We start from the raw sequence: 25,204 nt of genomic DNA on the forward strand, positions 1-25,204 counted from the left end.
TTAAAAGCGGGGCAAAACAGGGGTGAACTGACCTTGAAAAAGAAAAAAACAGGATGTTTTGCCATTTCAGGCTGTTTCACGATTTTTCTCTTTGTTTTCGTATTAGCAGCCATTGCCATCTCCTTTAATCAAAAGGAGTTAAAAAAGCTGCCGATTGATACGGAATCAATTGTTTTGTCGAGATTGGATGATTACAAACCGCTTGTAGAAACAGAGTTAAGAGATCAAGATTTAGATCAGTATACCGGGTTAATCCTCGGTATGATGTATCAAGAATCAAAAGGCAGAGGCGGAGATCCAATGCAGGCCTCTGAATCTCTTGGTTTGAAACGAAATGAAATCAATGACCCTCAGAAAAGCATTAAACAAGGAGTCCATCATTTTTCGACTATGTACAAGCATGGGAAGAAAAAAGGCGTTGATTTGGAAACCATTATTCAAAGCTATAACATGGGAATCGGCTATATTGATTTTGTTGCAAAAAACGGGGGAAAACATTCCGAGAAACTGGCAAAGCAATACTCCAAAAAGCAAGTGAAACGAAACCCCGAGGTCTATACGTGCGGCGGCAACAAAGATAACTTCCGCTATCCGTATTGCTACGGTGACTTCACTTACGCTGAAAAAGTAAAAGAAAAAACGAAAACAGTTGAAGAAAAGATGAAATTGGCTTCTTCATCCACACCATCATCGTAAAAAAGCACTTCCGTCAAGGAAGTGTTTCAGATTGTTGTCAAAGGGCTAAAATAATCTTTATTTTAGCCCTTTGTCTTTTTTCAGCGTGATAGAAAACCTTTGCAGCCCTAGGAAGGACGAGCACTGGCGCGGAGCGAATTTGACATTCGTGAGCACCAGCGCGCAGGACTGACAAAGAATGCGAGGGTTTGTCTACACGCTGAAGCACTTCCGTAAAGGAAGTGCTTTTCATTTTACCGCTGTTCTTTTCCAATTTCCGGCAGGATCGTTTTCGCTAAATGCTGGTCCATTTCCTCATATTCATCATAATGAATCGTTTCATACAGCTCTTTTCTCGTTTGCATATCCTCCAGTATCCCCTGCTGCGTTCCCTTTTCCATGATTTCTGTAAATAAACGCTCATACGCTTTTGCAGCGACTCTAAGTGATGATACAGGGTAAATGACCATTTGAAAGCCAAACATAGAAAATTCGTCTGCATGATAATAAGGCGTCTTGCCAAACTCCGTCATGTTTGCAAGGAGCGGCCCTTTAATATTACTTGACGCATGCGTGAAGTCCTCCGCTGTGATGAGTGCCTCAGGAAAAATAGCGTCAGCTCCTGCTTCTACGTAAAGATTGGCCCGGCGGATGACATCCTCCATTCCATTTACGGACTTTGCATCGGTTCTTGCAATCACCAAAAGCGTTGGTGCCGCTTGTTTGATGGCTTTGATTTTTGCGACCATTTCTTCTACTGGAACGAGTGATTTCCCGTTTAAATGCCCGCATTTTTTCGGCATTTGCTGATCTTCAATTTGAACAGCTGCCACTTTGCTCTCAACCATTTCTTTTGCCGCTCTTGCTGCATTTAAAACACCGCCATAACCTGTGTCCATATCGACCAAAAGCGGCAGCTGGGAAGCTCGAATGATCTCCTTCGCTTTTTCTGCCATTTCTGTTGAATGGATCATGCCGAGATCAGGCAGTCCTTTGCTGGCACAAAAAGCGGCACCTGATAAATAGAGCCCTTGAAAGCCCATTTTTTTCGCATAGAGCGCAGACATTCCATCGTGAACGCCTGGAATTTGAAATAAAGCTGATTTGTTCATTTGTTCTTTAAAGGCTGCGGCTAAATCAGCCTGACTTCTTTCTTCATTCACGATCCACACGCTAGCTCCCCCTTATATGACGAATAAGTCCATAAATGCTGGTACTGTTGTTGTTTTTAATTGATTTGGATTTTGGCAGAGTGACACAATTTGATCCACTTGCTTTTGTGGAAATCTTGTCTTTAAATGATAGACCCATTTCTTTTCAAGCAGCGGAATGCCTTCCTGTCTTCTTCTGCGATGACCAAGCGGGTATTCAATTTCAATTCGGTCTGTCATCGTCCCGTCTTTAAAGAAAATTTGTACACAGTTTGCAATCGATCTCTTTTTCGGATCTAAATAATCCTCTGTATAACGTTTATCCTCTTTCACAATCATTCGATCACGAAGACGATCAATGGCTGGATTTTGCGCCGTTTCTTCTTCATAATGGTCAGCTGTTAGTTCACCATAGATCAGTCCAATGGCTGTAATATACTGCAAGCAATGATCACGGTCTGCCGGATTATAAAGCGGCCCTTTCTTATCAATAATCCGAATCGCTGACTCATGTGTCGTAATCTCTACCCGGTCAATTTCATCTAAACGATCTTTTACAGCGTCATGCAGCATCACAGCCGCCTCTGCAGCTGTCTGTGCATGAAACTCAGCAGGATAAGCAATTTTGAAAAGAACATTTTCTATGACGTATGATCCAAGGGGCTGGGCGAGCGTAAGTGGTTTTCCTTTCATAAGAACATCTTCAAAGCCCCACTTCTCTGCACTGAGGGGCGTTTGATAACCCATTTCTCCTTTACGTGTCATCATTGCCAGTCTCACTCCGCGGCTTGTTGCGTCCCCTGCTGCCCATGATTTCCTCGATCCTGTGTTTGGGGCGTGGCGATACGTCCTAAGGGGGGAATTATCAACAAACGCTTGTGATAAAACATGCTGGACCTCTTCCTTTGTTCCGCCAAGCATTGCACACACAACTGCACTTGTTGCCACTTTGACAAATAACACATGGTCCAATCCATTTCGATTTAGACAATTTTCTAAAGCGAGCACACCTTGAATTTCATGTGCCTTGACGATTGCATGCAGTACGTCATTCATCGTTAGCGGCTCTTCACCGTTTGCAAGGCGTGTTCTGCTGATATAATCACTTACAGCTAATATTCCGCCTAAGTTATCTGACGGATGACCCCACTCCTGTGCAAGCCACGTATCGTTATAATCTAACCAGCGGATCATACAGCCAATATCAAAAGACGCTTGAACAGGATCTAGCACAAACGAAGTGCCTGGAACTCTTGCTCCGTTAGGCACAACAGTTCCAGGTACGATAGGTCCAAGGTGCTTCGTACATTCTGGAAAATTGAGCGCCAGCATTCCGCACCCGAGCGTGTCTATGAGCACATACCGCGCGGTTTCAATGGCCTCTTTGCTCGTAATTTCTCCGTCTACTGCATAGGCTGCGATTTCTTCTAATAGCTGATCTGTTTGGTTGGCGACTGCTGTTTTGTTCATGTTCATTCCCCCGTTTTTCCATCATCATTTGAAACCTTTAATCCTCTTGGCCCTAAATACCGGACTCTCGGTCTAAAAATGCGATTATGCAAATGCTGTTCAATCACATGTGCGGCTAATCCACTAGCTCTTGCAGCAAAGAAAATAGGTGTATAAAGTGAAATAGGGATTCCGAGCACGTAATAAATCGGTGCAGCATAATAATCAAGATTTGGATAAAGGTTTTTCTGCTCTTTCATATATGCCTCTCCTGCTACACACATGTCATATAGCGTTGTATCTCCCTTTGATTCCGTAAGCGTTTTCAATGAACGCTTTAAAAGAGCAGCTCGCGGGTCCATTTTTCTCATGTATACCCTGTGGCCAAAGCCCATCATTTTTTCTTTTGCGGCTAATTTTCGTTCAATGAGCGCAAGGAATCCTTCTGTTGTTTTTCCTTCAAGAAGCATGTGCATGACAGCTTCATTTGCTCCACCGTGGAGGTCACCTTTTAATGAAGAGATCGCTCCAGTAAAAGCACCATACATGTCAGAATGCGTGGATGCAATCACTCTAGCCGCAAATGTTGAATTCGGCAGCTCATGTTCGCTATATAATGTGAGTGTTTGGTCAAAAGCGGTAATTTCGTCTTGTGCCGGGGTGCGTCCTGTTAACATGGATAAAAAGTTTTCAGTGTAGGATTTGGTCTGATCTGGAGAAATAGCGGCGTCTTTTGTGAGAATATAATAGCTTCCAGCAACAATGGCCGGCAGCTGGCCTAATAATCGAACTGCACGCCTTACTTGGCACGCTTCAGATCGATCATGTAATGCGTCATCATACCCTGCAAGAGCAGATAAGCACGTTCTCATCGCATCCATAGGGTGAGTGGTTTTTGGCAGATTCGTTAATATGGTTTGAATAGTTGGATGTAAGCTCGTTTGTGAGGATATATCTTGCTGAAATTGGTGATATTCCATCTGATCTGGTAATCTTCCATAAATAAGCAGATAGGCTGTTTCTAAATATGTCTTGTTTTGTGCCAGCTCAATGAGGTCGTACCCGCGAATCACAATTTCCTCTTGCTCCACATCTAAGTATGATATGGATGTTTCGCTTGCCACAATGTCTTCAAGCCCCGGTTTATACTGCAATTGTTCAGTCATCATATAACCCCCGTTTCGTCCAATTGTTGATCTCCAAACGAGCAAACGGCCAAAAATGATGTGAATCTATAGATGGGAAGATACCGTGCTAGTCGGATACCCAATTTCCATTCTATCCAAAGCACTTCATCTTGTAAATAAAAGAACGTATGTCCAGTTGGACATACGTTAGCTGTAATATGGAGAAATCATGATATAGACAATGACGCCAGTGAGACTAACATAGAGCCAAAGCGGCATCGTCCAGCGGGCAATTTTACGGTGACGCTCGACCTGCATCTGTGCACCTCTAAATAGTGTAATCAGTGCAAGCGGTACAATAATAGCTGAGAGCACAATATGTGTAATCAAAATAAAGAAGTAAATCGGACGGATGATCCCTTCTCCTCCGAAGTGTGTATCAGCTGCCATTGAATGATATGTCACATAGGAAATTAAAAAGACAAGTGTTGTTGAAAATGCAGCAAAGATAAATCGTCTATGTGCTTTAATGTTCTTTTGTTTAATCATAATGAGTGCTGAAAGTAAGAAGATAAACGTAAAGCTGTTCATCACGGCATTCAGTAACGGCAGAAATGTAATATCCAGATGACTAAATTTATCTGTTTTTGGCATTAAAAATAATAAAGCGATTAATCCGTTTATGGCAATTGTTAAAATGACAACAATGCCGGTGAAATTTTTCGGTTTTTGATTCTGTTCGTTCATGTTTGAAAACCTCTCTTTATTAGTTCCGACTAAGAGTATGTTATTTAACTTTCCCTATAAAGTCAATGAATTCGCTGTCTTCGTCGAATTTTAGACAAACTTGCCGATTACTGGCGTTCTAACGGGTTGAAAGATTCATCCACTTCCTTTAAAATTGGAATTTATGTGATTTTTATCATTTCTTATATGAAAGGAGTAAGGACTTGTCAATCTTACAGGAAACACCCAAAGATGTGAAGGCGTTAGAGCAAGAATTACAGCAATTGCAGTTCCAAATGTATCGAATGCAAGAAAATATGAAAGATATTTCGAAAAAGGCAAAGATCATTGGCATTGATCAGGCGAAAGAAGATGAATGGATGATTGTCTCTGCCATTGAAAATGCTGATACATGTAAAATCATGCTGACCGATTGTGAAAAAGCTTTTCGCGGACAATCTGACTTTTCCTTAATTGCGGAATATCCTGAAGAAGGAAAGATTCATATTGCTGATATAAAAGGCCCTCCCGATAATGGGTACGGCTCAATCTGTATGAAGCATTTAAAAGAAATCGCAAGAGAGCAGAACATCCCAGTCATCACAGGTGACCTCGTCAAAAGAGATTGGAATCATGTAGACCGCTTGATTCATTTTTATGAAAAGCATCAATTTGATGTCCAAATCAATTGGAAAGAACAAAGCGGAGAAATTTATTGGGTGGACAGCTAACGACAAAAAACCAACGTGTATGATGGAATATACGCTGGTTTTTGTCGAAAATGCAAATTTTTCTGAAAAATTTGTGTTTTTTTGACCAAAAAAAGGGTACAATAAAAGCATCAGGCCGCCACCTGATGCTTTCTTCCAAAAAACAATAAGTTACTAGTTAAGTACTTTTACTTTGACTGATTTAACGCCCCAATTTTTTGCTTGGGATTTGCTTGGTACATGAACATCAATTTTGTTACCTTTAATTGCGCCGCCAGTATCTGCTGCGATGGCTTCACCGTAGCCTTCAACATAAACCTTACTTCCTAATGGAATGACATTAGGATCTACTGCAATCACTTTCGCATTTGGGTTTTTGTTTAAGTTTACCCCTGTTGCAGTGATACCTGAGATGCCACCATCATTTGCTGTATAAGCAGTAGCCGTTACAGTCATTTCTTTTTGTACACTTTGACTAGCAGAAGATGATTCTGCTTTAGCTGTTTCCTGTTTAGGAGCAGCTTTTTTCGGTGCTTCCTGTTTAGGAGTAGCTTTTTGTGTTGTTTGCTCTTTTTGGACAGGCTCCTGTTTTTGTACAGGCTCTGAGCTTACCGGAGCTGAGCTTTGACCAGCAACACTTAGTGTTGAACCAATCATAATTATATCTGAGTTTAAGTTATTCCAAGACTTAATATCGCTAATTGACACATTGAATTTTTGAGCGATTTTCCAGAGGCTGTCCCCCTTCTGGACTTTATACTGCTCCTGAGTTTTCTCTTTTGAAGAGATTGTCAATTTATCACCTACATAAATCATGTCTGTAGATAAATTGTTCCAACCCTTTAGGTCCTTTAGAGACACATCATTTTTTTGAGAGATTCCCCAAAGTGTATCACCTTTCTTCACAGTGATTTCCTTTGCAGAAGCTTGCTGTGCTCCAAATGCTGTTGTAGAGATTGCTGCAACAGCAACCAAGGACATAATAGTCTTCTTCATAAAGTAAATCCTCCCTTGTTAGCTTTTTATGGCGGCTAACGAGTGCTATCGTAACATATGTAAATGTCAATTCAATAACAAAACGATATGTTTTAGATTACAGTTCCTTTACATGAAACATCTCTCTCCATTGGTAAATCAGACCACAAAACAGCTCGATTACCCGCCATATCAAGGTTTTGAAAGGATCAGAAACCTCCTGTTGAAAACGTGTCCAAACGCAGCGAAAAAAATTTATTTTTCTTCTTCAACCTCTTTATTTTTTTCTTTTTCTATAAATAAACGGATTTCTTCTAAAAAAACATCCCCGTATTTCTCTCTTTTTTGAGCGCCAATTCCCTTAATATGGAGAAGTTCTTCTTCTGTTTTAGGCTGAACGGCTGACATTTCCTTCAAGGTTTGATCAGAAAATACAACAAATGGCGGAACGCCCTGCTCTCTCGCCAGCTTCATTCTCACCGCTCTCAGCTGCTCAAATAATGCATCGTTTTCTTGAATCGCCTCTCTTTTCACTGCCTGTTTTTTATACACAGCCTCTTGCCCGACTAACACTTTCTTTCCTTTATGTGTCACTTTTAATGTTGGATAAGCTCCTTCAGACATGTGCAAATACTCTTCTGTAATTAAAAATTCGATGAAATCACTGATTTGCTGGGCTGATTGCTGCTTCATTAAAGCGTATGTAGGAAGACGGTCGAAACCGAGGTCAAGCACTTTTTTATTTTTAGAGCCTGCCAGTACTTGAGCAATCATCATTTTTCCAAACCGCTCGTTCATTCTAACCGTACACGATAAAACCATTTGCGCTTCTCGAGTGACCTCTTCACGCTCTCTTTCATCAAGGCAATTGCTGCATTTTTGGCAAGGGGTACTTGCTGATTGATCAAAGTAGTCCATCACAAATTGCTGCAGACATTGCTCAGTGTGACAGTAATCGACCATTTGCCTTAGTTTAAGCAGTTCATGCTGATAGCGCACTTCATCTTCTGTTGACTGTTCAATGAGGTATCGTTGCATTCGTACGCCCTGCGGCGAGAACAGTAAAATGCATTCACTTTGGAGCCCGTCTCTGCCGGCGCGTCCAGCTTCTTGATAGTAGCTTTCAATATCCCTTGGAATTTGATGATGAATCACAAAACGGACATTTGATTTATTAATTCCCATGCCAAATGCAGATGTAGCGACCATAACCTGGATGTCATCATTTAAAAACAGGTTTTGCTGCTCTTCTCTTACATTGTCATCTAACCCGCCATGATAAATGCCAGCTTTGATCTTTTGTTTCTTTAGCCGATTGTAAATGTTTTCGGCTTCTTTTCTTGTAGCAGTATAGATAATGCCGGACTCAAGCTTATTTTTCTTCATATAATGTGTGATAAAGCGGTCACTATTTTCTCCTTTGACCACCTGAAAAGATAAATTTTCTCTAGCAAACCCAGTAAAAATGGTTTCTTCTTCGTTCATGCCAAGCTGTTCACATATATCTCGGTGGACCTTTTTCGTGGCTGTAGCAGTTAATGCGACAATCACTGGCCTTTTTGTCAGCTGATTTAAGCATTCTTGAATAAAGCGGTAGCTTGGCCTAAAATCATGCCCCCACTCAGATATACAGTGCGCTTCATCAATTGCAATTAAAGGGATCGTTAACCGATCAAGCAGCTGAAAAAAACGCTCATTTTGTAAACGTTCAGGTGTGATATAAAGCAGCTGATATTCCCCATCTTCACATTTTTTCAGCCTTTTATTCATTTCAGCTGCGGAAAGTGTGCTGTTTAAAAAGGACGATCGTATGCCCATCTCATTTAGCGCATCGACTTGATCTTTCATTAAAGAAATTAGCGGGGATACAACGATCGTTGTTCCTTCCATCATCAGGGCAGGAATCTGGTAGCAAACCGATTTCCCTCCGCCTGTCGGCATAATACAGACGGTATCCTTCTGTTTGTTTACAATCGATTCAATGGCTTGTTTCTGTCCCTGCCTAAATGCGTCAAAGCCAAAGTATTGTTTCAGGAGTGCTTCTGCTTGTTCTAACATCCAATTCCCTCTCCGTCTTTTGTTTTGTCTATTTTAACATACATTCATGCCTCTTCCGGCCGACTGTGCAATTTCGTTTTTTCACAAAATAAAAAGCCATTTTCCGCAATGGAAAATGGCTTGAATCATCCTAGGAAAAGCTGCGGATGCCGTAATCTAAGTAAGAAAGTTTTAAACCACCACTCCTCAAAGTGGGTGTTTGCAGAAACGTTCCTGTCTTCCTCGCTAAGGAGGCATGACATTCCGGCTTCAATATAAAACTCCCTATTACAGCTTAAAGGTTAAAACTTAATTAACATTACGCGCATCGCAGCCTTTAAACTATATTACACGAAAGTTTATTAAATTTCAAGAGATCTTTTTTCTATGAAATACTCATGTATACAAGTTATTTGTTCATGTGTACATAAGAAAAAATTATTCTGAAAAAATTTAACCTTCGCTTATGATCCTATTTTTCCTCATCTACATCAACATCTTGCTCTTCCTCTAATCTTTCATACGTATCTGAATGCATCTGATCCATTGTTTCTCTATTTGTTAAATCGCGCATTTGATCGGAGAATGAACGGTCAAATTCGTTTGGATCTTGAGTGGTTTCTTCATTTTTCTTTGCATCGATTGAATAACGTGTATATGGAACTGCTTTTAAACGCTCGTATGGAATCTCTTTCCCCGTTTTCTCACATATCCCATATGTTCCGTCTTCCATTCGTTTCAGTGCTGCATCGATTTCACCTTCAAGCTGATCATCGACCTGATCCAGCGTTTGTTCTGTCATACGGTCTAAATAGATGCTCCCATGATCAGCGATATGATTCCCAACACCATTTGAAATCTCACTCGATTCAACGAGCATCGATTCTTCTTTCTTTTTTGATCCCTTCACATCTTCTTTTAATTGAATCAATCTTTCGTATAAATCAGCTTGTTGTTCTTTCGTTAAGCCCACGGTCAATCACTCCTTTCTCATTACCTTCCCGCTGAAAGGGAAAAGAAAACATCAAAAAAGCCGCCGCCTCTTTGGCAGCAGCTTTCTTTTCTTACAGATGACGAAGTGCTTCTTCTACTGATTTTTCGCCTTTCATCAAGTCGAAGGACTTATTTTTCACATTGGATTCTGTTAAGCTCTCCACAAGAACAATGGCTACGTCCTCTCTTGAAATCTCGATGTTTTGATTATCTGGAATATGTTCGGCAGCTTCGATCTTTCCTGTCTTCTCCTCATGCAGCAAGGCACCTGGGCGGACAATCGTATAGGAAAGACCAGACTGTCTTAAGTGCTCATCGGCTTTTCTTTTTGCTTCATAATAAGTTTCCATACTTCCTTGCCCTTTTCCTTGGTTCGGATCATCTGCATTATAGGCACTAAGCATAACAAAATGCTGGATGTTTTCTTTTTTCGCTGTATCAACGAGGCGTTTTGCCCCTTCTTGATCGACCGCAATGGTCTTATCTGCACCTGTTTTTGAGCCTGAACCAGCTGCAAAGATGACAGCGTCTGCTTGTTTTACAGCATCTGTCACATCTTTTTCAAGATCACCGATGACAGGTGCTGCCCCAAGTTCCTTTAGTGCATCAGCTTGTTTTTCATCTCGAATGAGAGCAAGCGGCTCATGTCCTTTTTCTTTTAAATAACGAACGACAAGTCTGCCTGTATGTCCATTTGCTCCTGCAACTAACACTTTCATTGTTCATTCTCCTTTCTGTATCTGTTTCATCTTTATCCTTTTTTGCTATCATTCAAACACTTAAGCAGAAAAAAGCCCTTCCCATCAGATGGGAAGGACTTAGCAATGTGCGATCTATAAAAATAAGAACGAAGAATGAGAAAAGTGCATATGATCTATGTAATCGCAAGATTGATCAGCAAAGATGTTTTGTCAAAATGGCTTGCACATCACTCAAATCCGTCTCTTTAGAAAAGTCGAGTTCAAATACTTTTGAGCTTGTGACAAGCAGCATACCTGTGTCCTGATCAAACACGCCAGCTTCTTGTATGGCAAAACTTTCAATTGATCGATACGGCAAGGAGACCCTGACTTTCTTCTTAGAAAATACGCGGTTATCGCCAAAGATCAGTCGTTTATTGGTAAAGCAAATTTGGTCGTGACGCAGTCTGTAAACAGCCTCAATTCTTTCCCCTTCAATCAATAAGGATTCGAATTTCTTATCATTTTGTTTACTGACAGAAAAAATACCCACGTAAACCCCCTCTTCCTGCATCAAATTCCTTTATGACAAAACGGCCACACGGCTCTGTGGGTACGTTTTATTCTCACTTATAGAATACGCTATAAATGGTCGTTATTCCATTACGAATAGATTAAATTTCATTTAACTTTTTCTTTTTGATCCGATGCTCTTTCCTCTACTTATTTAGACTGTTAAAGCAGGAAAAAAGTTTCAGTTCTTTTCGAGAAAAAATGCTGCTTCATTCCAATAAAAAAAACAGTGATTATGCAAATCACTGTTTTTAAATGACTATTCATCTTTTGGTGTATCAATGGTTCCCTCGGCATACACATCGGAAATCTGTTCAAGCGTAATCGCCATATCAGCGTCCTCATGTTCATGCCAAGCATGTTGACTTTTCTGCTCGTCATTTTGCTGCTTTTTCATCATCATCACCCTTTACTGTTTTTCTTAGTATGAGTGATGGTCCTCAAAATCATTCAGCTGAAATATCTTCGAAATACTCCTTGTAATACCCGCCTACTTTACCCGTGTTGTCAACGACAAACAGAAATTCTTCTGTTTCATTTTTCACTTCATATGTGCTTCCAACCGTTAATGCCCGATCGACCATATATTTTTTCGCATTTGTATGTACACATTTTACTTGTTTTAACGTTTGAGCCGTTTGCCAGTTTTGATGGATCATGATTTAAAAACTCCTTTTTTCATCTATACATTTATTGTAGCCAAATTTTCGCGAAATGCAATGAGTGTTATGGATTGCTTTCAAACATGTCGTGTAATATGATTATTGTATACGTTTACATCTTTGTGCGTATAAAGTTTCGTTGCATGTCCGCTTTTCCCACCTAGAACTCGCAGAAAACAATCCATATCTTTAAGGAGGTTTGTTTATTTATGAGCTCTACAACACTTCAAATTAGTTCAAAACTCGAATCTTTTCTCCAAGGGACGAAAAAACTCTACATTAATGGTCAGTTTGTCACAAGTCACGATAACAAAACCTTTGCTACTCCTAACCCAGCCACAGGCGAAACCCTTATTGATGTTTATGAAGCAGGTGCAAAAGATATTGATGAGGCAGTAAAAGCTGCAAAAAAAGCCTTTCATGGTCCTTGGCGCTCCATGTCTGCCGCTGAACGCGCCCGCCTCATGTTCAAGCTTGCTGATTTAATGGAAGAAAATCAGGAAGAGCTTGCACAGCTAGAAACTTTAGATAACGGAAAACCAATTAATGAAACAACAAATGCAGATATCCCCCTCGCTATAGAGCACATGCGCTATTATGCTGGCTGGACGACAAAAATGAATGGACAAACCCTTCCTGTCAGTCAAGGATATTTTAATTATACCCGACATGAGCCGGTTGGTGTTGTAGGACAAATCATCCCATGGAACTTCCCTCTGCTCATGGCTATGTGGAAAATGGGCGCCGCACTTGCAACAGGGTGCACCATCGTTTTAAAGCCAGCCGAACAAACTCCACTCTCTGCTCTTTACTTAGCAGAATTAGTGGACAAAGCCGGCTTCCCAGAAGGCGTGATTAACATCGTTCCTGGATTTGGCGAAACAGCCGGAGAAGCCTTAACTGATCATCCTGACGTGAACAAGCTGGCCTTCACAGGGTCAACAAGTGTTGGGAAATTAATTATGGAGAAAGCGGCTAAAACCATTAAGAGGGTCACATTAGAGCTTGGCGGAAAATCACCGAATATTATTTTACCTGATGCCGATTTAAAGAAAGCCATTCCAGGTGCTTTAAATGGCGTCATGTTTAACCAAGGCCAAGTATGCTGCGCGGGTTCCAGAGTCTTTGTTCATCGGAGCCAATATGATGAAGTGGTCGATCAAATGGCCAAATATGCAGGATCCCTCAAGCAAGGCGCTGGTCTTCATCAAGATACGCAAATTGGACCTCTTGTAAGTAAAGAACAGCACGAACGCGTGTTAGGCTATATTGAAAAAGGTAAATCCGAAGGGGCAACAGCCGTTGTCGGGGGCGATTGCCCTTATGAGGCTGGCTATTTCGTCTCCCCTACTATTTTTAAAGATGTAGAAGATGAAATGACCATTGCTAAAGAGGAAATCTTTGGACCTGTCTTATCTGCCATTCCTTACGATTCCATTGATGAAGTGGTCGAACGTGCCAACCAGTCTGAATATGGATTAGCAGCAGGACTTTGGACAGAAAACTTAAAGCATGCCCATGATATCGCTGCACGTCTTGAAGCAGGAACGATTTGGGTCAACTGCTATAATGTCTTTGATGCCGCCTCCCCGTTTGGAGGATATAAGCAATCAGGTCTTGGCAGAGAAATGGGATCATATGCCCTTAACAACTATACAGAAGTCAAAAGTGTATGGATTAATCTCCAAGACTAATGACGTAAAAAAAGCCGGTGACCGTGTCATCGGCTTTTTTGTGTTTGCATGTGACAGGCCGGCTCCTGAATATAGTATGAAAGGAAAGGAGCATGGCCGCATATGCAAGATTTTAAATTAAAAGTAAACGAATTTATCGAAGAATTGCACATAGAGATGCAGCGAAGACAACGAGAAGATGGCGCCTTTGTTTTCTGCTTTGAAGGTCCAATGATGACAAATGCTTTTTTGATTATGCTGTTAAAGGCTGTCGGCGATACGGATCAGGCTTTCGTTGATCAATTAGCAGAAGCGATACGCGAAAAGCAAAATGAGGATGGGTCTTTTTCTTTGTATCATGATCAAACGGGACATGTAACAGCCACTGTGCAGGGCTATTGCGGAATGCTCGTTTCAGGCAGGTTTCAACAAGATGAGCCTCATATGGAAAAAGCAGCGCAATATATTCGATCAAATGGCGGATTAAAGAACGTTCACTTTATGACAAAGTGGATGCTCGCCGTCAACGGCATGCACCCTTGGCCGTACTTCTATGCACCACTTTCCTTTTTACTCATCCCTACATACTTTCCGCTTCACTTCTATCATCTTAGTGCATATGCAAGAATTCACTTTGTACCAATGATGATTGCACTCAACAAACGATATACTTCTCATGAGAAATTTCCAAGCCTAGCACACCTTGATGCAAACATGTCTAAGAATCCATTTGACTGGTTTATGGCAAGAGAAGAACGTTCCACTCATCACTTTCTGACTTACATGCGATCGTATACAGCACTCGACAGCCGGCTGGACTTTTTCGGATATGAAGCAGCAAAGCGATATATGTTTGACCGCCTCGAAAAAGATGGCACACTGTACAGCTATTTAAGTGCAAGTATTTTTATGGTCTACGCACTTATGAGTCTTGGGTACTCCCCAGGACATCATCTCATTTTAAAAGCAGTCAAAGGCATGAAAAAGCTAGTTACTGACTGTCAGGGCAGAATGTATGCAGAAAATTCCACATCCACAGTTTGGGATACAGCGCTTGTCAGTTATGCTTCTCAAAAAGCTGGCAAAAAACAAGAAGACCCAGTCATCACAAAATCTTTCTCATACTTACTGAACCGGCAGCAAATGAAGAAAACAGATTGGGCGATTCATAACCGGCATGCTGCTCCGGGAGGCTTTGGTTTTTCAGATATCAATACGAATAACCCTGATTGTGATGATACGCAAATTGTCTTAAAAGCCATTCCGAAAACATACGCACCAGTTCAGTGGAAGCGAGGATTCAATTGGCTTCTTTCCATGCAAAACCGTGATGGCGGATTCTCCGCTTTTGAAAAAAATCAAGATCACTTCCTGCTTCGACATCTGCCGCTTGAATCTGCGGAGGATGCAGCAATTGATCCATCGACTCCTGATATTACAGGCCGCGTGCTTCATCTCATGGGTCTTGAAGAGAAAAACATGTCACCGCCTGTTCACAGGCAAAAAGACCAATGTGTCAAATGGCTCCTAAATCATCAAGAGAAAAATGGATCATGGTTTGGCAGATGGGGTGTTTGCTATATTTATGGAACGTGGGCAGCATTAACAGGTCTAAAAGCTGCCGGCATCCCCTCCACCCATCCTGCTGTCCAAAAAGCATGCCGATTTTTAAAGCAGATTCAACGAGAAGATGGCAGCTTCGGAGAATCATGTAAAAGTGCAGAGGTAAAAACATATGTCCCCCTCCCGTTTGGCACAGTGGTTCAGACGGCTTGGGCAGCAGAGGCACTTTTACAATATGAGAAGCCCGATGACAAAACGATTTTAAAAGCCATCTCATTTTTGATCCATCATCAGCACACGAATGAAGCCTTGCACTATCCAGTAGGCATTGGCCTGCCAAAACAATTTTACATCACTTATCATAGCTACCCATTTGTCTTTCCGATGATGGCTTGTTCCACATTTTTAGAAGAAATGAGGCGTAAGAATGAATAAGGAAGAGTACCGTTTGCAGCTCAAAGAGTGGCTTAGCTCCATTCAACCCGCGATTCAAGATGACAACATCCGTCAGAAAGTAGACCATTTATGGTTCTCAATGGATGATGAACATTCCAGTGAACAAGAGTGGTACGAACTGGCAGAACGTATTGCTGAGGACATGAACCCACAAGAAGACATGCGAGAGGTAGCAGCTGGAAGTCACAAGTTACCTCCTCTCCCTTACCGGTATGATGCACTAGAACCGTTTATATCAAAAGAAATTATGTATTTGCATCACCAGAAGCATCATCAATCATATGTAGATGGTTTGAACCAAGCTGAGCTTGCATTAAAAAATGCAAGAAGAACCAATGATTTTAAAATGATTAAGCATTGGGAACGGGAGCTTGCCTTCAATGGTGCGGGGCACTATTTACATTGTATTTTTTGGTTTTCCATGAGTCCTTCAGGAAAACGAAAGCCCACTGGACAAATGCTTCGTCTCATTGAACAATCGTTTGACAGCTATGATGCATTTAAATCTCAATTTTCAGCAGCGGCCAAACAAGTAGAGGGTGTTGGCTGGGCCATTCTCGTATGGGCGCCCAGATCTCAGCGATTAGAGATTTTACAAGCAGAACGCCATCAATTTTTGTCACAATGGGACGTGATCCCCCTTCTAGCCCTTGATGTATGGGAGCACGCCTACTACCTTCAATATCTGAATGAAAAAGCGAAATACGTAGATCGTTGGTGGAGTGTAGTCGACTGGCGTGAGCCAGAAGCTAGGCTTAAGCAGGCACAACAAGTGAGATGGACCCCTTTTTAAAACGATGCTCCATATAGGCTAATGCTTATATGGGGTATTTTTAGTTTACATAATTTTATTATTAACACCTTTATAAAGAATGGGTTGTTTTTTCAGAAAATTCGTTTAAAATAGGAAAGATATGTGAGGAAAGTGAGATGAAGCAATGAATGAACATTCTTTTAACCATTAGTCAATTTGCAGGAAGAACCTTTGCAATCTGGGTCATTATCTTTGCATGTCTTGGATTTACTTTTCCTGACGTATTTTCTCAGATTGGACCGTATATCCCTTTTTTATTAGGTGTCATTATGTTTGGGATGGGGCTTACGTTATCTGGTGAAGATTTTAAGGAGCTTTTTCGTAAACCTCTCTATGTGTTAATCGGGGTTTTGGCGCAGTACACACTCATGCCGCTGATCGCCTTTCTATTAGCTTACGGATTACGGCTGCCGTCTGAAATTGCTGTAGGCGTTATTCTTGTGGGCTGCTGCCCGGGCGGTACAGCATCCAATGTCATGACCTTCTTGGCAAAAGGCAATATGGCATTATCCGTAGCGGTCACAACTATATCGACCCTTCTTGCTCCCTTTTTAACGCCTCTCTTTATCTATATTTTTGCAAGATCATGGTTACCTGTATCACCGGAGACATTATTTTTGTCGATTGTCCAAGTTGTGCTAATTCCTATTATCCTAGGTGTTATCGTTAAGGTATTTTTCAAAAAACAAGTAAACTATGCAGTTCAAGCATTGCCGCTTGTATCTGTTGCTGGAATTGTGTTGATCATTGCAGCGGTTGTCAGTGCAAATAAAGAGCAGATTCTTCAATCTGGATTACTGATATTTGCCGTTGTTATATTACATAATGGACTTGGTCTCTTATTTGGTTACCTGATCGCAAAGTGGTGCAGAATGGATATCCCTTCTCGTAGAGCGATCTCGATCGAAGTAGGCATGCAAAACTCCGGGCTCGGTGCAGCGCTAGCAACAGCACACTTCTCACCGCTCGCAGCCGTACCAAGTGCGATTTTTAGTGTGTGGCATAATTTATCTGGTTCCTGGCTTGCGACGTATTGGTCAAAACGAGGACAACATGACAGTGAAAAGAAAAAAAGCTAGCACCTTAACAGGTGCTAGCTTTTTATAATTGAAGATTATCCTTCAAGTAATAGCTGCTCAGGATCTTCAAGCAGATTTTTAATCGTAACGAGGAATCCAACTGCTTCTTTACCATCGACAATACGGTGGTCATAAGAAAGAGCTAAATACATCATCGGACGGTTCTCAAAACGTTCTTCATCAATCGCCACCGGACGAAGCTGAATTTTATGCATCCCTAAAATTCCAACTTGCGGGCTGTTTAAAATCGGAGTTGATAGCAGAGAACCAAATGTTCCGCCGTTTGTGATCGTGAATGATCCACCTTGTAACTCATTAAGAGACAATTTGTTATCTCTTGCTTTTTTCGCAAGATGACCAATTTCTTTTTCAATTCCCGCAAATGACAATCTGTCTGCATCACGGACAACCGGTACGACAAGTCCTTCGTTTGCAGCAACAGCGATGCCGATGTCATAGAATTTCTTCAAGACAAGCTCATCACCTTGAATTTCTGCGTTAAGCAGCGGATACTTCTTCAGTGCTGCTACAACTGCTTTTGTAAAGAAGGACATGAAGCCAAGCTTGACATCATTTTGTTCTAGGAAGGCATCTTTACGACGCTTTCTTAAATCCATCACAGCTGTCATATCGACTTCATTAAATGTCGTCAGCATCGCAGCCGTTTGTTGAACTTCAACTAAACGTTTTGCAATTGTTTGTCTGCGGCGTGACATTCTTTCACGTTCAATAGGCTTTCCTGGTTGTTCAGTTTGCACCGCAGCATTTGCTTTTGGCGCGGCTTTTGGTGCACTTGCAGGTGCTTCATTCTTTTGATAAGAAGCGACATCCTGCTTTCGTACCCTGCCCAGCGGATCTACGGTTGGAATCTCAGATAAGTCTAATCCCTTCTCTCTCGCTAGTTTTCTAGCTGCAGGAGAAGCGATGGTTCTGCCATTACCAGCTTTCGGCTCTTCTTTCACTGCTTCTTCTTTTTGAGCAGCTGCCGGTTCTTCTTTCGAAGCTGGTGCAGAAGCTTGCTCAGGTGCTGGAGCTGCGGACTCGCTTCCGCCAGCTTCACCTGCTGCAATCGTTCCGATGACCTCTCCAACTTGTACAGTGTCACCAGAATCTTTCAGTACTTCTTTTAATACACCAGATTCTTCAGCAGTCAGTTCGACATTGACTTTATCTGTTTCAAGTTCCAGCAGGTACTCCCCCTGCTCCACATAATCGCCCGGCTGCTTTAGCCATTGAGCAATCGTTCCTTCCGAGATTGATTCCGCTAATTCAGGTACTTTAATTTCCGCCATTTTTCATTTCCCCCTTAGTTTTTGCGAGTCAAGCTATCAGATACAATTCGTTCTTGTTCTTTTTTATGCACAGTTGGATCACCCTCAGCCGTACTTGAACGTCTTCTTCGGCCGATGTAACGTACTTTTACTTTTTCAGGCGCAATTTCACGTAAATATGGCTCAATGTATCCCCAAGCTCCCATATTTTGTGGTTCTTCTTGCACCCATACGATTTCTTCTAAGTTTGTCAGCTTTGTTAAAATTTCTTTAATATCTTTGGCTGGGAACGGATATAGCTGTTCCACTCTTGCAACGTGAAGCCAATCTTTCGGCTCTTCCATTTGAGTAAAACGATCACTAATATCAATGGATACCTTCCCGCTAGATAGCACGAGACGCGATACTTTTTCGTGATCATGTACAAGACCTGGCTGTTCAAGAACTGGACGGAACTGTCCATCTGTTAATTCTTGGACTTCAGACAATGTGTTCGGGTTACGAAGCAGACTCTTCGGTGTCATAATGACAAGCGGACGAATCTCTTCACGAAGCAGCATTTTCGCCTGTCTTCTAAGAATATGGAAATATTGCGCTGCACTTGTCAGGTTCGCAACTGTCCAGTTATTCTCAGCAGCTGATTGCAGGAAGCGTTCTGTTCTTCCACTTGAATGCTCAGGACCTTGTCCTTCATATCCATGCGGCAGAAGCATGACTAAACCTGATTTTTGTCCCCATTTTGCACGGCCAGCTGAGATAAATTGATCGAAATACACTTGAGCCGCATTTGCGAAGTCTCCGAATTGAGCTTCCCAAATCACTAACGTTTCAGGAGAATAGACATTATAACCATATTCAAACCCGATGACTGAGCCTTCTGACAGTGGACTGTTATGAACTGTAAACGATGCATTCGCATCACTTAGTTCATGAAGAGCAATAAATTCATCTCCCGTTTGACTGTCGTGAAGAACAAGGTTTCTTTGAGCAAAAGTACCACGCTCTGAATCCTGTCCGGTCATTCGAATTGGCGTACCGTCTTTTAATATAGATGCAAATGCGAGTGCTTCCCCAAGTGACCATTCTACTTTACGGTCATCTGTAAACACTTTTGCACGTTTTTCAAGGATCCGCTTCAGCTTACCAAATACTTGGAAATCATTCGGCCAGCTGATCAATTCTTCATTCAGCTTTCTGAGTACATCAAATTCTACTGATGTATCCACTGCTGGGAAGCCGTTTGATACAGGCTCTGGCAGTTCGATTTCTTGAATCGTATGCTCTTTCTTTGAAGGCACCTTTTTATAAGCTTCTTCTATTTTTGCCGTCACAGCCTGCTCGATTTCTTCACGCTGCTCTTTTGTCAAAAGACCTTCTGAGACAAGTTTATCTGCAAAGATATTCTTGACCGTTTTGTGCTTTCTGACCGCATCGTACAGCATTGGCTGAGTTGTAGAAGGCTCATCCATTTCGTTATGACCGTATCTGCGGTAACCGATCAAGTCAATAAGGAAATCCTTCTTGAAGCGTTTGCGGTATTCTACTGCCAGCTGAACAGCCGCTAAACACGCTTCTGGATCATCTGCATTGACGTGAACAATAGGAATCTCAAATCCTTTTGCAAGGTCACTTGCATATTTCGTCGAGCGGGATTCATTGCTTTCTGTTGTAAACCCGATCATATTGTTGGCAATAATATGGATGGTTCCGCCTACTTGATAGCCTACAAGTTGGCTTAAATTTAATGTTTCTGCCACAATTCCTTCTCCAGGGAATGCTGCATCCCCATGAATTAAGATGGCTAACGCTTTTTCAACGTCTTGAACTGGATAGCCTTTTTGAGTACGTGATTCCTGAGCGGCACGCGTGCTTCCTTCAATGATTGGATCAATGAACTCCAAGTGACTTGGGTTATTAGCAAGCGTAACTCTCGCACTCTTTGTATCTTCGTCTTTGATTTGACGGTCAGCTCCAAGATGGTACTTAACATCCCCTGTCCATCCGTAGCTGATGCCAATAGAGCCTTCTGATGGAACGAGCTCTTTATTTGGCGCATGCTGGAATTCTGAGAAAATGATCTCATATGGCTTTCCTAACACATGTGCTAATACATTTAAACGGCCTCTGTGTGCCATTCCAATGTTAATATTTGAAGTCCCTTGTGTTACAGACTCTGAAATAATTTCATCAAGTACTGGGACAAGTGCGTCTAAACCTTCTATAGAGAAGCGCTTTTGCCCAACAAATGTTTTATGAAGAAACTGCTCGAACTGCTCAACTTCTGTTAATCTCTTGAAAACAGAAACTAATTTATCTGCTGGTTTTTTCTTAAATAGTTCACCAGATTCAATTGATTTTGAGAGCCAGTTTCGCTCTTCGAAGTCATGCACGTGATCAAACTCAAATGAAATGGTACGTTTATACGTATTTCTCAAATGGTTAATGGCTTCTATGCCGTTTGAAATGTGTTTTGGTGCATCCGGACTAATAATAGATATCGGAATATTCTTGACATCTTCTTCTGTTAAACCGTACTCCTTTAAAGGAAACAGCTCTTGTAATTCCTTTTCTTTGCGAAGAGGATTGACGGAAGCATTTAAATGGCCATACGTTCTGATGTCTTCTGCCAGTTTAACGACTGATGCTATCTTTTGGATTTGTTCAGAAGTAACTACGCTATTTTCTTTTTTCCCAATTTCCTCCTTCATTTCACTCGGTGGTGCACCAAGTTCATCAAATATGCCTCTTAGATCTTCATCAACACTAGTAGGATCCTGGACATACTGATCGTAGAGCTCGAGCACATAGCCGAGGTTCGGACCATGAAATTCTTCCCAACTCAACGGTTGTTTCACATCATTTTGAAACATTTTGAACACTACCCCCAACTTTGATCATCAAGTGATTGAACACTATCTCGATATAACTTCCAGAACACAATGACCAAATTTATGTAATAAAACGCTTCCAATAATATTCTACCACTGTTTTGGATTACTTTCTACATTCTTTGTTCAATTAAAGATAAAAAATTCACAGAAAAACAAAAAATTTAAATCATTCCGAAAAATAATTTGAAGAAAGGGGCAAAACCTTATGCCCCAATGCTTTTATGCAGCAGTTTCTTCAGTAATGGATATAAAACATCTGGCAATGTATCGACATCTGGTACAAAAATGCTGAACTTGCCATACATATCTTGAATGGTTTTCATCTGTGCTTCTTCTATCGGCGAATTGGATAAAAACACATTGATCACCTCAATGCCCTTTTTCCTCGCTTCAAGAACTGCTTCATGTGTATCGACAATCCCATTTTGTTCGTAGCTGAACGCAGCTGGCTCTCCGTCTGAAAAGACAATCAGAAACTTTTGCTCTTCTCTTCGCTTTAAAATCATCTTTGTCATTTGGCGGATCGCATAGCCATCCCGGTTATCCTCTTCTGGCTCAAGAGACATAATAGAAGGCCCTGCGTCAAATAGAGAATCTTTGAACGACACAACTGTGTTGAAGTAGTTTGGCTGACTTGTTTCTGTTGCGTCGTTTGTATCTTCCCAAAACCCAACAATTTGATGTGGGACTTGCACGGATTTTAACGCTTCATGAAAGAGAACAATGCCTTTTTTCGTCTCATTCATTTTGTCAAACATGCTCGCTGAACAGTCTACTAATAAGGTGAAAACAGCATCAATCTGAGAAGACGGTGCCTGTTTTTTATAGAAAAGACGCGGGTTAGACTCTGTAAAGTAGCGAATCAGCTTTTTACTGAGACGTCCTGCATGAAGGTCTGTTTTAGGCCATGATTTTTTATGTTCAAGTGTTTTTTGGATCATTTGTTTTAAGCGTTTCTGATAAGGCTCAATTTCCTTCGCATGCTGCTTGTAGGCATCGATTTGTTCTGGCTTAGGAGGATCTGGTGAAATCATGACTGGAAACGCATATTTGTTTTCTTTTCCATTCTCATGACCATCTGATCCGCTTTCTTCACCTTCAGCCTCTTCCAGCGCTTCAAGCTTTGAATAATCTTTTCGGTGTGTTTGCTTTGCAGAGCCTTGGACAGTTCCGAGTGCCTGATCTCCGTCATCACCTTCTCTTGCCGCATCCTTACCAAGATCACTTTTACCGCCGTGCTCTAAATCAAATTGAAGGAAGCTTTTGGATGGCGCTTCGGTTTCTCGATGCCACACTTCCATATACTCTTGGTGAATGTCTTCATCGCCTTCTTTTTCTCGGTCGACTTTGATGTCCTCACTTAATGTAGGTTTTCTTTTTAAGTCATGGAACAGCGGTTCTTTTGCCGCTTGTTCATAGTCCAATTCAGGGAAGAAAAAGTACGTATTCAGCATATCCTTTTCAAGCAGTTCATCGAACCCTTCCATCAATTCTTTGACAATAGCTGCGATGTCTGCTGTTGAACCCGCATCATATACACGTTCAAGACTTGACTCAATAAACGGAATCATCGGGTTGATCTGCTCATGAAGAGGCGGAATCTCTTCGAGCGGAGAATCAGCTGTCAGCTTCACATAAATCGCACAAAAGAGTGCATCTGTTAAAATACTTCGTTCTTGGTTAATCGTTAATTGTGTCTTAAAGTGACGCCGGTACAGCTCTCTTCTTCGTTTAAATACCTTTTTTGTTCCTGGGCGGTCATGCTTAATCCGCTCTTCAATCCGGATATCTTCAAACAGCATAAACAATTGTTTACATACATCAGGAATGGATAATGTATGAGCAAAGCGAATGATCTCCTGAAATACCGTAAGATCACTATAAACCGTGCCTACTGCACGAAGGAACACATCACTTTTCAGCCCTGCTAGCATATCTTCTTGTTTACGATCATCCCAAAAATGACTGATGAAAATTTTCTTTTCAAACGGTTCATAGTAGGACTGCACACCGTATTCAAGCTCGACATCATCACTTTTTGCTAACGTTTTGGCTAAATCCGTTAATTCCATAAATAAAAATGAATCGATTCTGCTGTCATTAAATTTGATGAATTTCAAAAGTTAGAACCTCACTCGAATAATGTTTGGGCGATATTTCTTACCGCTGCTTTTTCCCGGTCATCTTCCAGCTTTTCAACAATGCCTCGTTCAACGGCACGAAGCGGCGGGATGTATTGCGCAAGATCACAAGTATCTAGAAGCGCGCGGATGGATGCTGCTTCTTCACTCACCTGTCCGTTATGAGCTTGTGTAATAAGGTCTGATGAGAGCTGAACGAATTGATCAATTAACCGCTCATCCTTTAAAACAGATTGAGATTGCAGTACATCTTTCAGGATACCGCCGCCGATATATGGAACGTCAATGACCACAAAACGGTTTTTTAACGCTTCATTTAGAGGCACTGTGCCGACATATCCTTCATTGATTGCCGCAATGACCCCAAAGCCTTCTTCTGCTTTAACAACCTCACCTGTAAATGGGTTTGTCATCATTTTTCTGTAGTCGAGTACACCATTTAAAATAGGCAGTGTTTCTGGCTTCGCCATGTTGATTTCATCAATATATAAAAGATGGCCTTTTTTCATTGCTTTTGTCACAGGTCCTTCAATGAATTCAATCGAAGCCACCTGACCATCATTGTGGATGGTTTTATAGCCAATCAAGCTTTCAGCATCAAGATCAACCGAGCAGTTCACACTGTGCATCGGCTGCTGAAAGAAAGCGGATAATGTTTCTGCTAGTTTTGTTTTACCTGAGCCGGTCGGTCCCTTTAAAAGAACGTTTTTTCCTAGTGCTAATGCAATCATGGCATCTTGAATGATAGAAGTATCCTGTGATTCATAGCCGCCTGTTCCAATAAGTGGACGAAATTCTTCTTCCAGCACTTTTGCTTTTGCTTTAATCATTGCTTGAATTTCTTCTGGGAGTGATTGTTCGTTAAACATGTATGATTAATTCCTCTCTTCGATCATTTTCCTCACCAAGTATACTAAAAAAACCTTTATGCACTCAATACATAAAGGTTAGACTTCTGTTATTTTGCCATTTCTTTTGTTATCGCTCCGCAAGCGATACGTTTTCCTGAGTTACCAGAAGGGTTACTTAAGTAATCATCTGCTTCTGCATGAATGATAAAGCTTCGCCCATTTTGATCGATTAATTGATTCGGGCCTCCCTTTAACATCACATCTGGTACATTCACGACAACATCAATTTGTCCATCTGCTCCCACCTCTAAATTAGGCATATCTCCAGCATGGTGCCCCTTTGGATTGTCAAAACCATGCTCTCTATGGGTTGGATTAAAGTGAGCTCCTGCCGTTTCAAAATCTGGCGTTTCACATATTCCTGTTTCATGAATATGAAAACCGTGAGGACCTGGTGGCAGCCCTTTCGCTTTCACATGCAGATCCAGCCCATTTTCTGAGGACTCTCTTATTTCAATGCTTCCTATTTTTTGCCCGCTTTCGTTTATGAGTGGCGTCGTGACTGGTGCTTGTTTAGGTGCTGAAACTTCGCTTGTTTCTTCGGTCGTTTCTTTTTTCGGCGGTGCATGACATGCTGATGCGGTAAAGATCAAACATATCATGATCATCCACACTGACTTTTTCATTTATGACTGCCCCCTTTTGTT

22 protein-coding genes and 1 other RNA gene are annotated in these 25,204 nt (G+C 41.4%); 6 read left to right on the forward strand and 17 right to left on the reverse strand.

The window, feature by feature from the left end; translation table 11 throughout:
- Positions 1-33: 33 nt before the first annotated feature.
- Positions 34-696: a lysozyme family protein gene (locus NSQ25_RS09565; protein ID WP_034280614.1), complete on the forward strand. Its 663-nt coding sequence runs from the start codon at positions 34-36 to the stop codon at positions 694-696.
- Positions 697-929: 233 nt separating this feature from the next.
- Here the strand turns inward: NSQ25_RS09565 and prpB are convergent, their stop codons facing one another.
- From prpB to NSQ25_RS09585, 4 genes are all read right to left on the reverse strand, one after another.
- On the reverse strand, positions 930-1,847 hold the full coding sequence (gene prpB, locus NSQ25_RS09570) for a methylisocitrate lyase (RefSeq protein ID WP_326136289.1): 918 nt from the start codon (positions 1,845-1,847) through the stop codon (positions 930-932).
- A 12-nt stretch (positions 1,848-1,859) separates the two neighbouring features.
- A complete protein-coding gene (locus tag NSQ25_RS09575; protein WP_326136288.1) occupies positions 1,860-3,296 on the reverse strand; it encodes a bifunctional 2-methylcitrate dehydratase/aconitate hydratase in 1,437 nt (478 codons plus the stop codon).
- A 2-nt stretch (positions 3,297-3,298) separates the two neighbouring features.
- Positions 3,299-4,441, reverse strand: coding sequence for a citrate synthase (gene mmgD / locus NSQ25_RS09580; protein WP_061109246.1), 1,143 nt, complete (start codon positions 4,439-4,441; stop codon positions 3,299-3,301).
- A gap of 168 nt (positions 4,442-4,609) precedes the next feature.
- The gene (locus NSQ25_RS09585; RefSeq protein ID WP_024422676.1) at positions 4,610-5,149 is read right to left on the reverse strand and encodes a DUF420 domain-containing protein; all 540 of its coding nucleotides are present in this window, start codon (positions 5,147-5,149) and stop codon (positions 4,610-4,612) included.
- A 203-nt stretch (positions 5,150-5,352) separates the two neighbouring features.
- Between NSQ25_RS09585 and NSQ25_RS09590 the strand changes: the two genes are divergently transcribed.
- A complete protein-coding gene (locus tag NSQ25_RS09590) occupies positions 5,353-5,859 on the forward strand; it encodes a GNAT family N-acetyltransferase (RefSeq protein WP_024428344.1) in 507 nt (168 codons plus the stop codon).
- A gap of 153 nt (positions 5,860-6,012) precedes the next feature.
- Here NSQ25_RS09590 and NSQ25_RS09595 read toward each other — a convergent pair whose 3' ends face one another.
- The 8 genes from NSQ25_RS09595 to NSQ25_RS09630 form a co-directional block, all read right to left on the reverse strand.
- Complete coding sequence (locus NSQ25_RS09595) at positions 6,013-6,834, reverse strand: LysM peptidoglycan-binding domain-containing protein (RefSeq protein WP_326136287.1); 822 nt, start codon at positions 6,832-6,834, stop codon at positions 6,013-6,015.
- 234 nt (positions 6,835-7,068) lie between these two features.
- Complete coding sequence (gene recQ / locus NSQ25_RS09600) at positions 7,069-8,871, reverse strand: DNA helicase RecQ (RefSeq protein ID WP_326136286.1); 1,803 nt, start codon at positions 8,869-8,871, stop codon at positions 7,069-7,071.
- Positions 8,872-9,004: 133 nt separating this feature from the next.
- A non-coding RNA gene (ssrS, locus tag NSQ25_RS09605) (6S RNA) lies at positions 9,005-9,190 on the reverse strand.
- A 132-nt stretch (positions 9,191-9,322) separates the two neighbouring features.
- Positions 9,323-9,823, reverse strand: coding sequence for a TraR/DksA family transcriptional regulator (locus NSQ25_RS09610; protein WP_034280603.1), 501 nt, complete (start codon positions 9,821-9,823; stop codon positions 9,323-9,325).
- Positions 9,824-9,914: 91 nt separating this feature from the next.
- Positions 9,915-10,562: an SDR family oxidoreductase gene (locus NSQ25_RS09615; protein WP_034280599.1), complete on the reverse strand. Its 648-nt coding sequence runs from the start codon at positions 10,560-10,562 to the stop codon at positions 9,915-9,917.
- A gap of 175 nt (positions 10,563-10,737) precedes the next feature.
- Entirely contained in the window at positions 10,738-11,076 is a 339-nt protein-coding gene (locus NSQ25_RS09620; protein WP_024422682.1) for a PH domain-containing protein, read from the reverse strand.
- 279 nt (positions 11,077-11,355) lie between these two features.
- Positions 11,356-11,493: a DUF4025 domain-containing protein gene (locus tag NSQ25_RS09625; protein WP_080701155.1), complete on the reverse strand. Its 138-nt coding sequence runs from the start codon at positions 11,491-11,493 to the stop codon at positions 11,356-11,358.
- Between the two features lie 49 nt (positions 11,494-11,542).
- Positions 11,543-11,755, reverse strand: a complete 213-nt coding sequence (locus NSQ25_RS09630; protein WP_024422683.1) for a DUF6501 family protein — start codon at positions 11,753-11,755, stop codon at positions 11,543-11,545.
- 212 nt (positions 11,756-11,967) lie between these two features.
- Here NSQ25_RS09630 and NSQ25_RS09635 point away from each other — a divergent pair, with 212 nt between their 5' ends.
- From NSQ25_RS09635 to NSQ25_RS09650, 4 genes are all read left to right on the forward strand, one after another.
- Positions 11,968-13,452, forward strand: a complete 1,485-nt coding sequence (locus NSQ25_RS09635; RefSeq protein WP_034280593.1) for an aldehyde dehydrogenase family protein — start codon at positions 11,968-11,970, stop codon at positions 13,450-13,452.
- 102 nt (positions 13,453-13,554) lie between these two features.
- Entirely contained in the window at positions 13,555-15,429 is a 1,875-nt protein-coding gene (locus NSQ25_RS09640; RefSeq protein WP_211043343.1) for a prenyltransferase/squalene oxidase repeat-containing protein, read from the forward strand.
- Complete coding sequence (locus tag NSQ25_RS09645; RefSeq protein WP_034280588.1) at positions 15,422-16,243, forward strand: superoxide dismutase; 822 nt, start codon at positions 15,422-15,424, stop codon at positions 16,241-16,243. Before NSQ25_RS09640 ends, NSQ25_RS09645 begins: the two co-directional genes overlap by 8 nt.
- Positions 16,244-16,392: 149 nt before the next feature.
- Positions 16,393-17,343: a bile acid:sodium symporter family protein gene (locus NSQ25_RS09650; RefSeq protein ID WP_326136285.1), complete on the forward strand. Its 951-nt coding sequence runs from the start codon at positions 16,393-16,395 to the stop codon at positions 17,341-17,343.
- A 35-nt stretch (positions 17,344-17,378) separates the two neighbouring features.
- Here the strand turns inward: NSQ25_RS09650 and odhB are convergent, their stop codons facing one another.
- From odhB to NSQ25_RS09675, 5 genes are all read right to left on the reverse strand, one after another.
- Positions 17,379-18,635, reverse strand: coding sequence for a 2-oxoglutarate dehydrogenase complex dihydrolipoyllysine-residue succinyltransferase (gene odhB, locus NSQ25_RS09655; RefSeq protein WP_024422686.1), 1,257 nt, complete (start codon positions 18,633-18,635; stop codon positions 17,379-17,381).
- A 14-nt stretch (positions 18,636-18,649) separates the two neighbouring features.
- Entirely contained in the window at positions 18,650-21,484 is a 2,835-nt protein-coding gene (gene sucA, locus NSQ25_RS09660; protein WP_326136284.1) for a 2-oxoglutarate dehydrogenase E1 component, read from the reverse strand.
- 224 nt (positions 21,485-21,708) lie between these two features.
- A complete protein-coding gene (locus NSQ25_RS09665) occupies positions 21,709-23,625 on the reverse strand; it encodes a VWA domain-containing protein (RefSeq protein WP_326136283.1) in 1,917 nt (638 codons plus the stop codon).
- 11 nt (positions 23,626-23,636) lie between these two features.
- Entirely contained in the window at positions 23,637-24,515 is an 879-nt protein-coding gene (locus NSQ25_RS09670) for a MoxR family ATPase (protein WP_034280579.1), read from the reverse strand.
- An 89-nt stretch (positions 24,516-24,604) separates the two neighbouring features.
- Positions 24,605-25,183 (reverse strand): superoxide dismutase family protein, encoded by a 579-nt coding sequence (locus NSQ25_RS09675; RefSeq protein ID WP_034280578.1) that lies wholly within the window; start codon positions 25,181-25,183, stop codon positions 24,605-24,607.
- Positions 25,184-25,204 lie beyond the last annotated feature (21 nt).

This window comes from Bacillus sp. FSL R5-0512 (assembly GCF_038593295.1).
Classification (GTDB): Bacteria; Bacillota; Bacilli; order Bacillales; family Bacillaceae; genus Bacillus; species Bacillus safensis.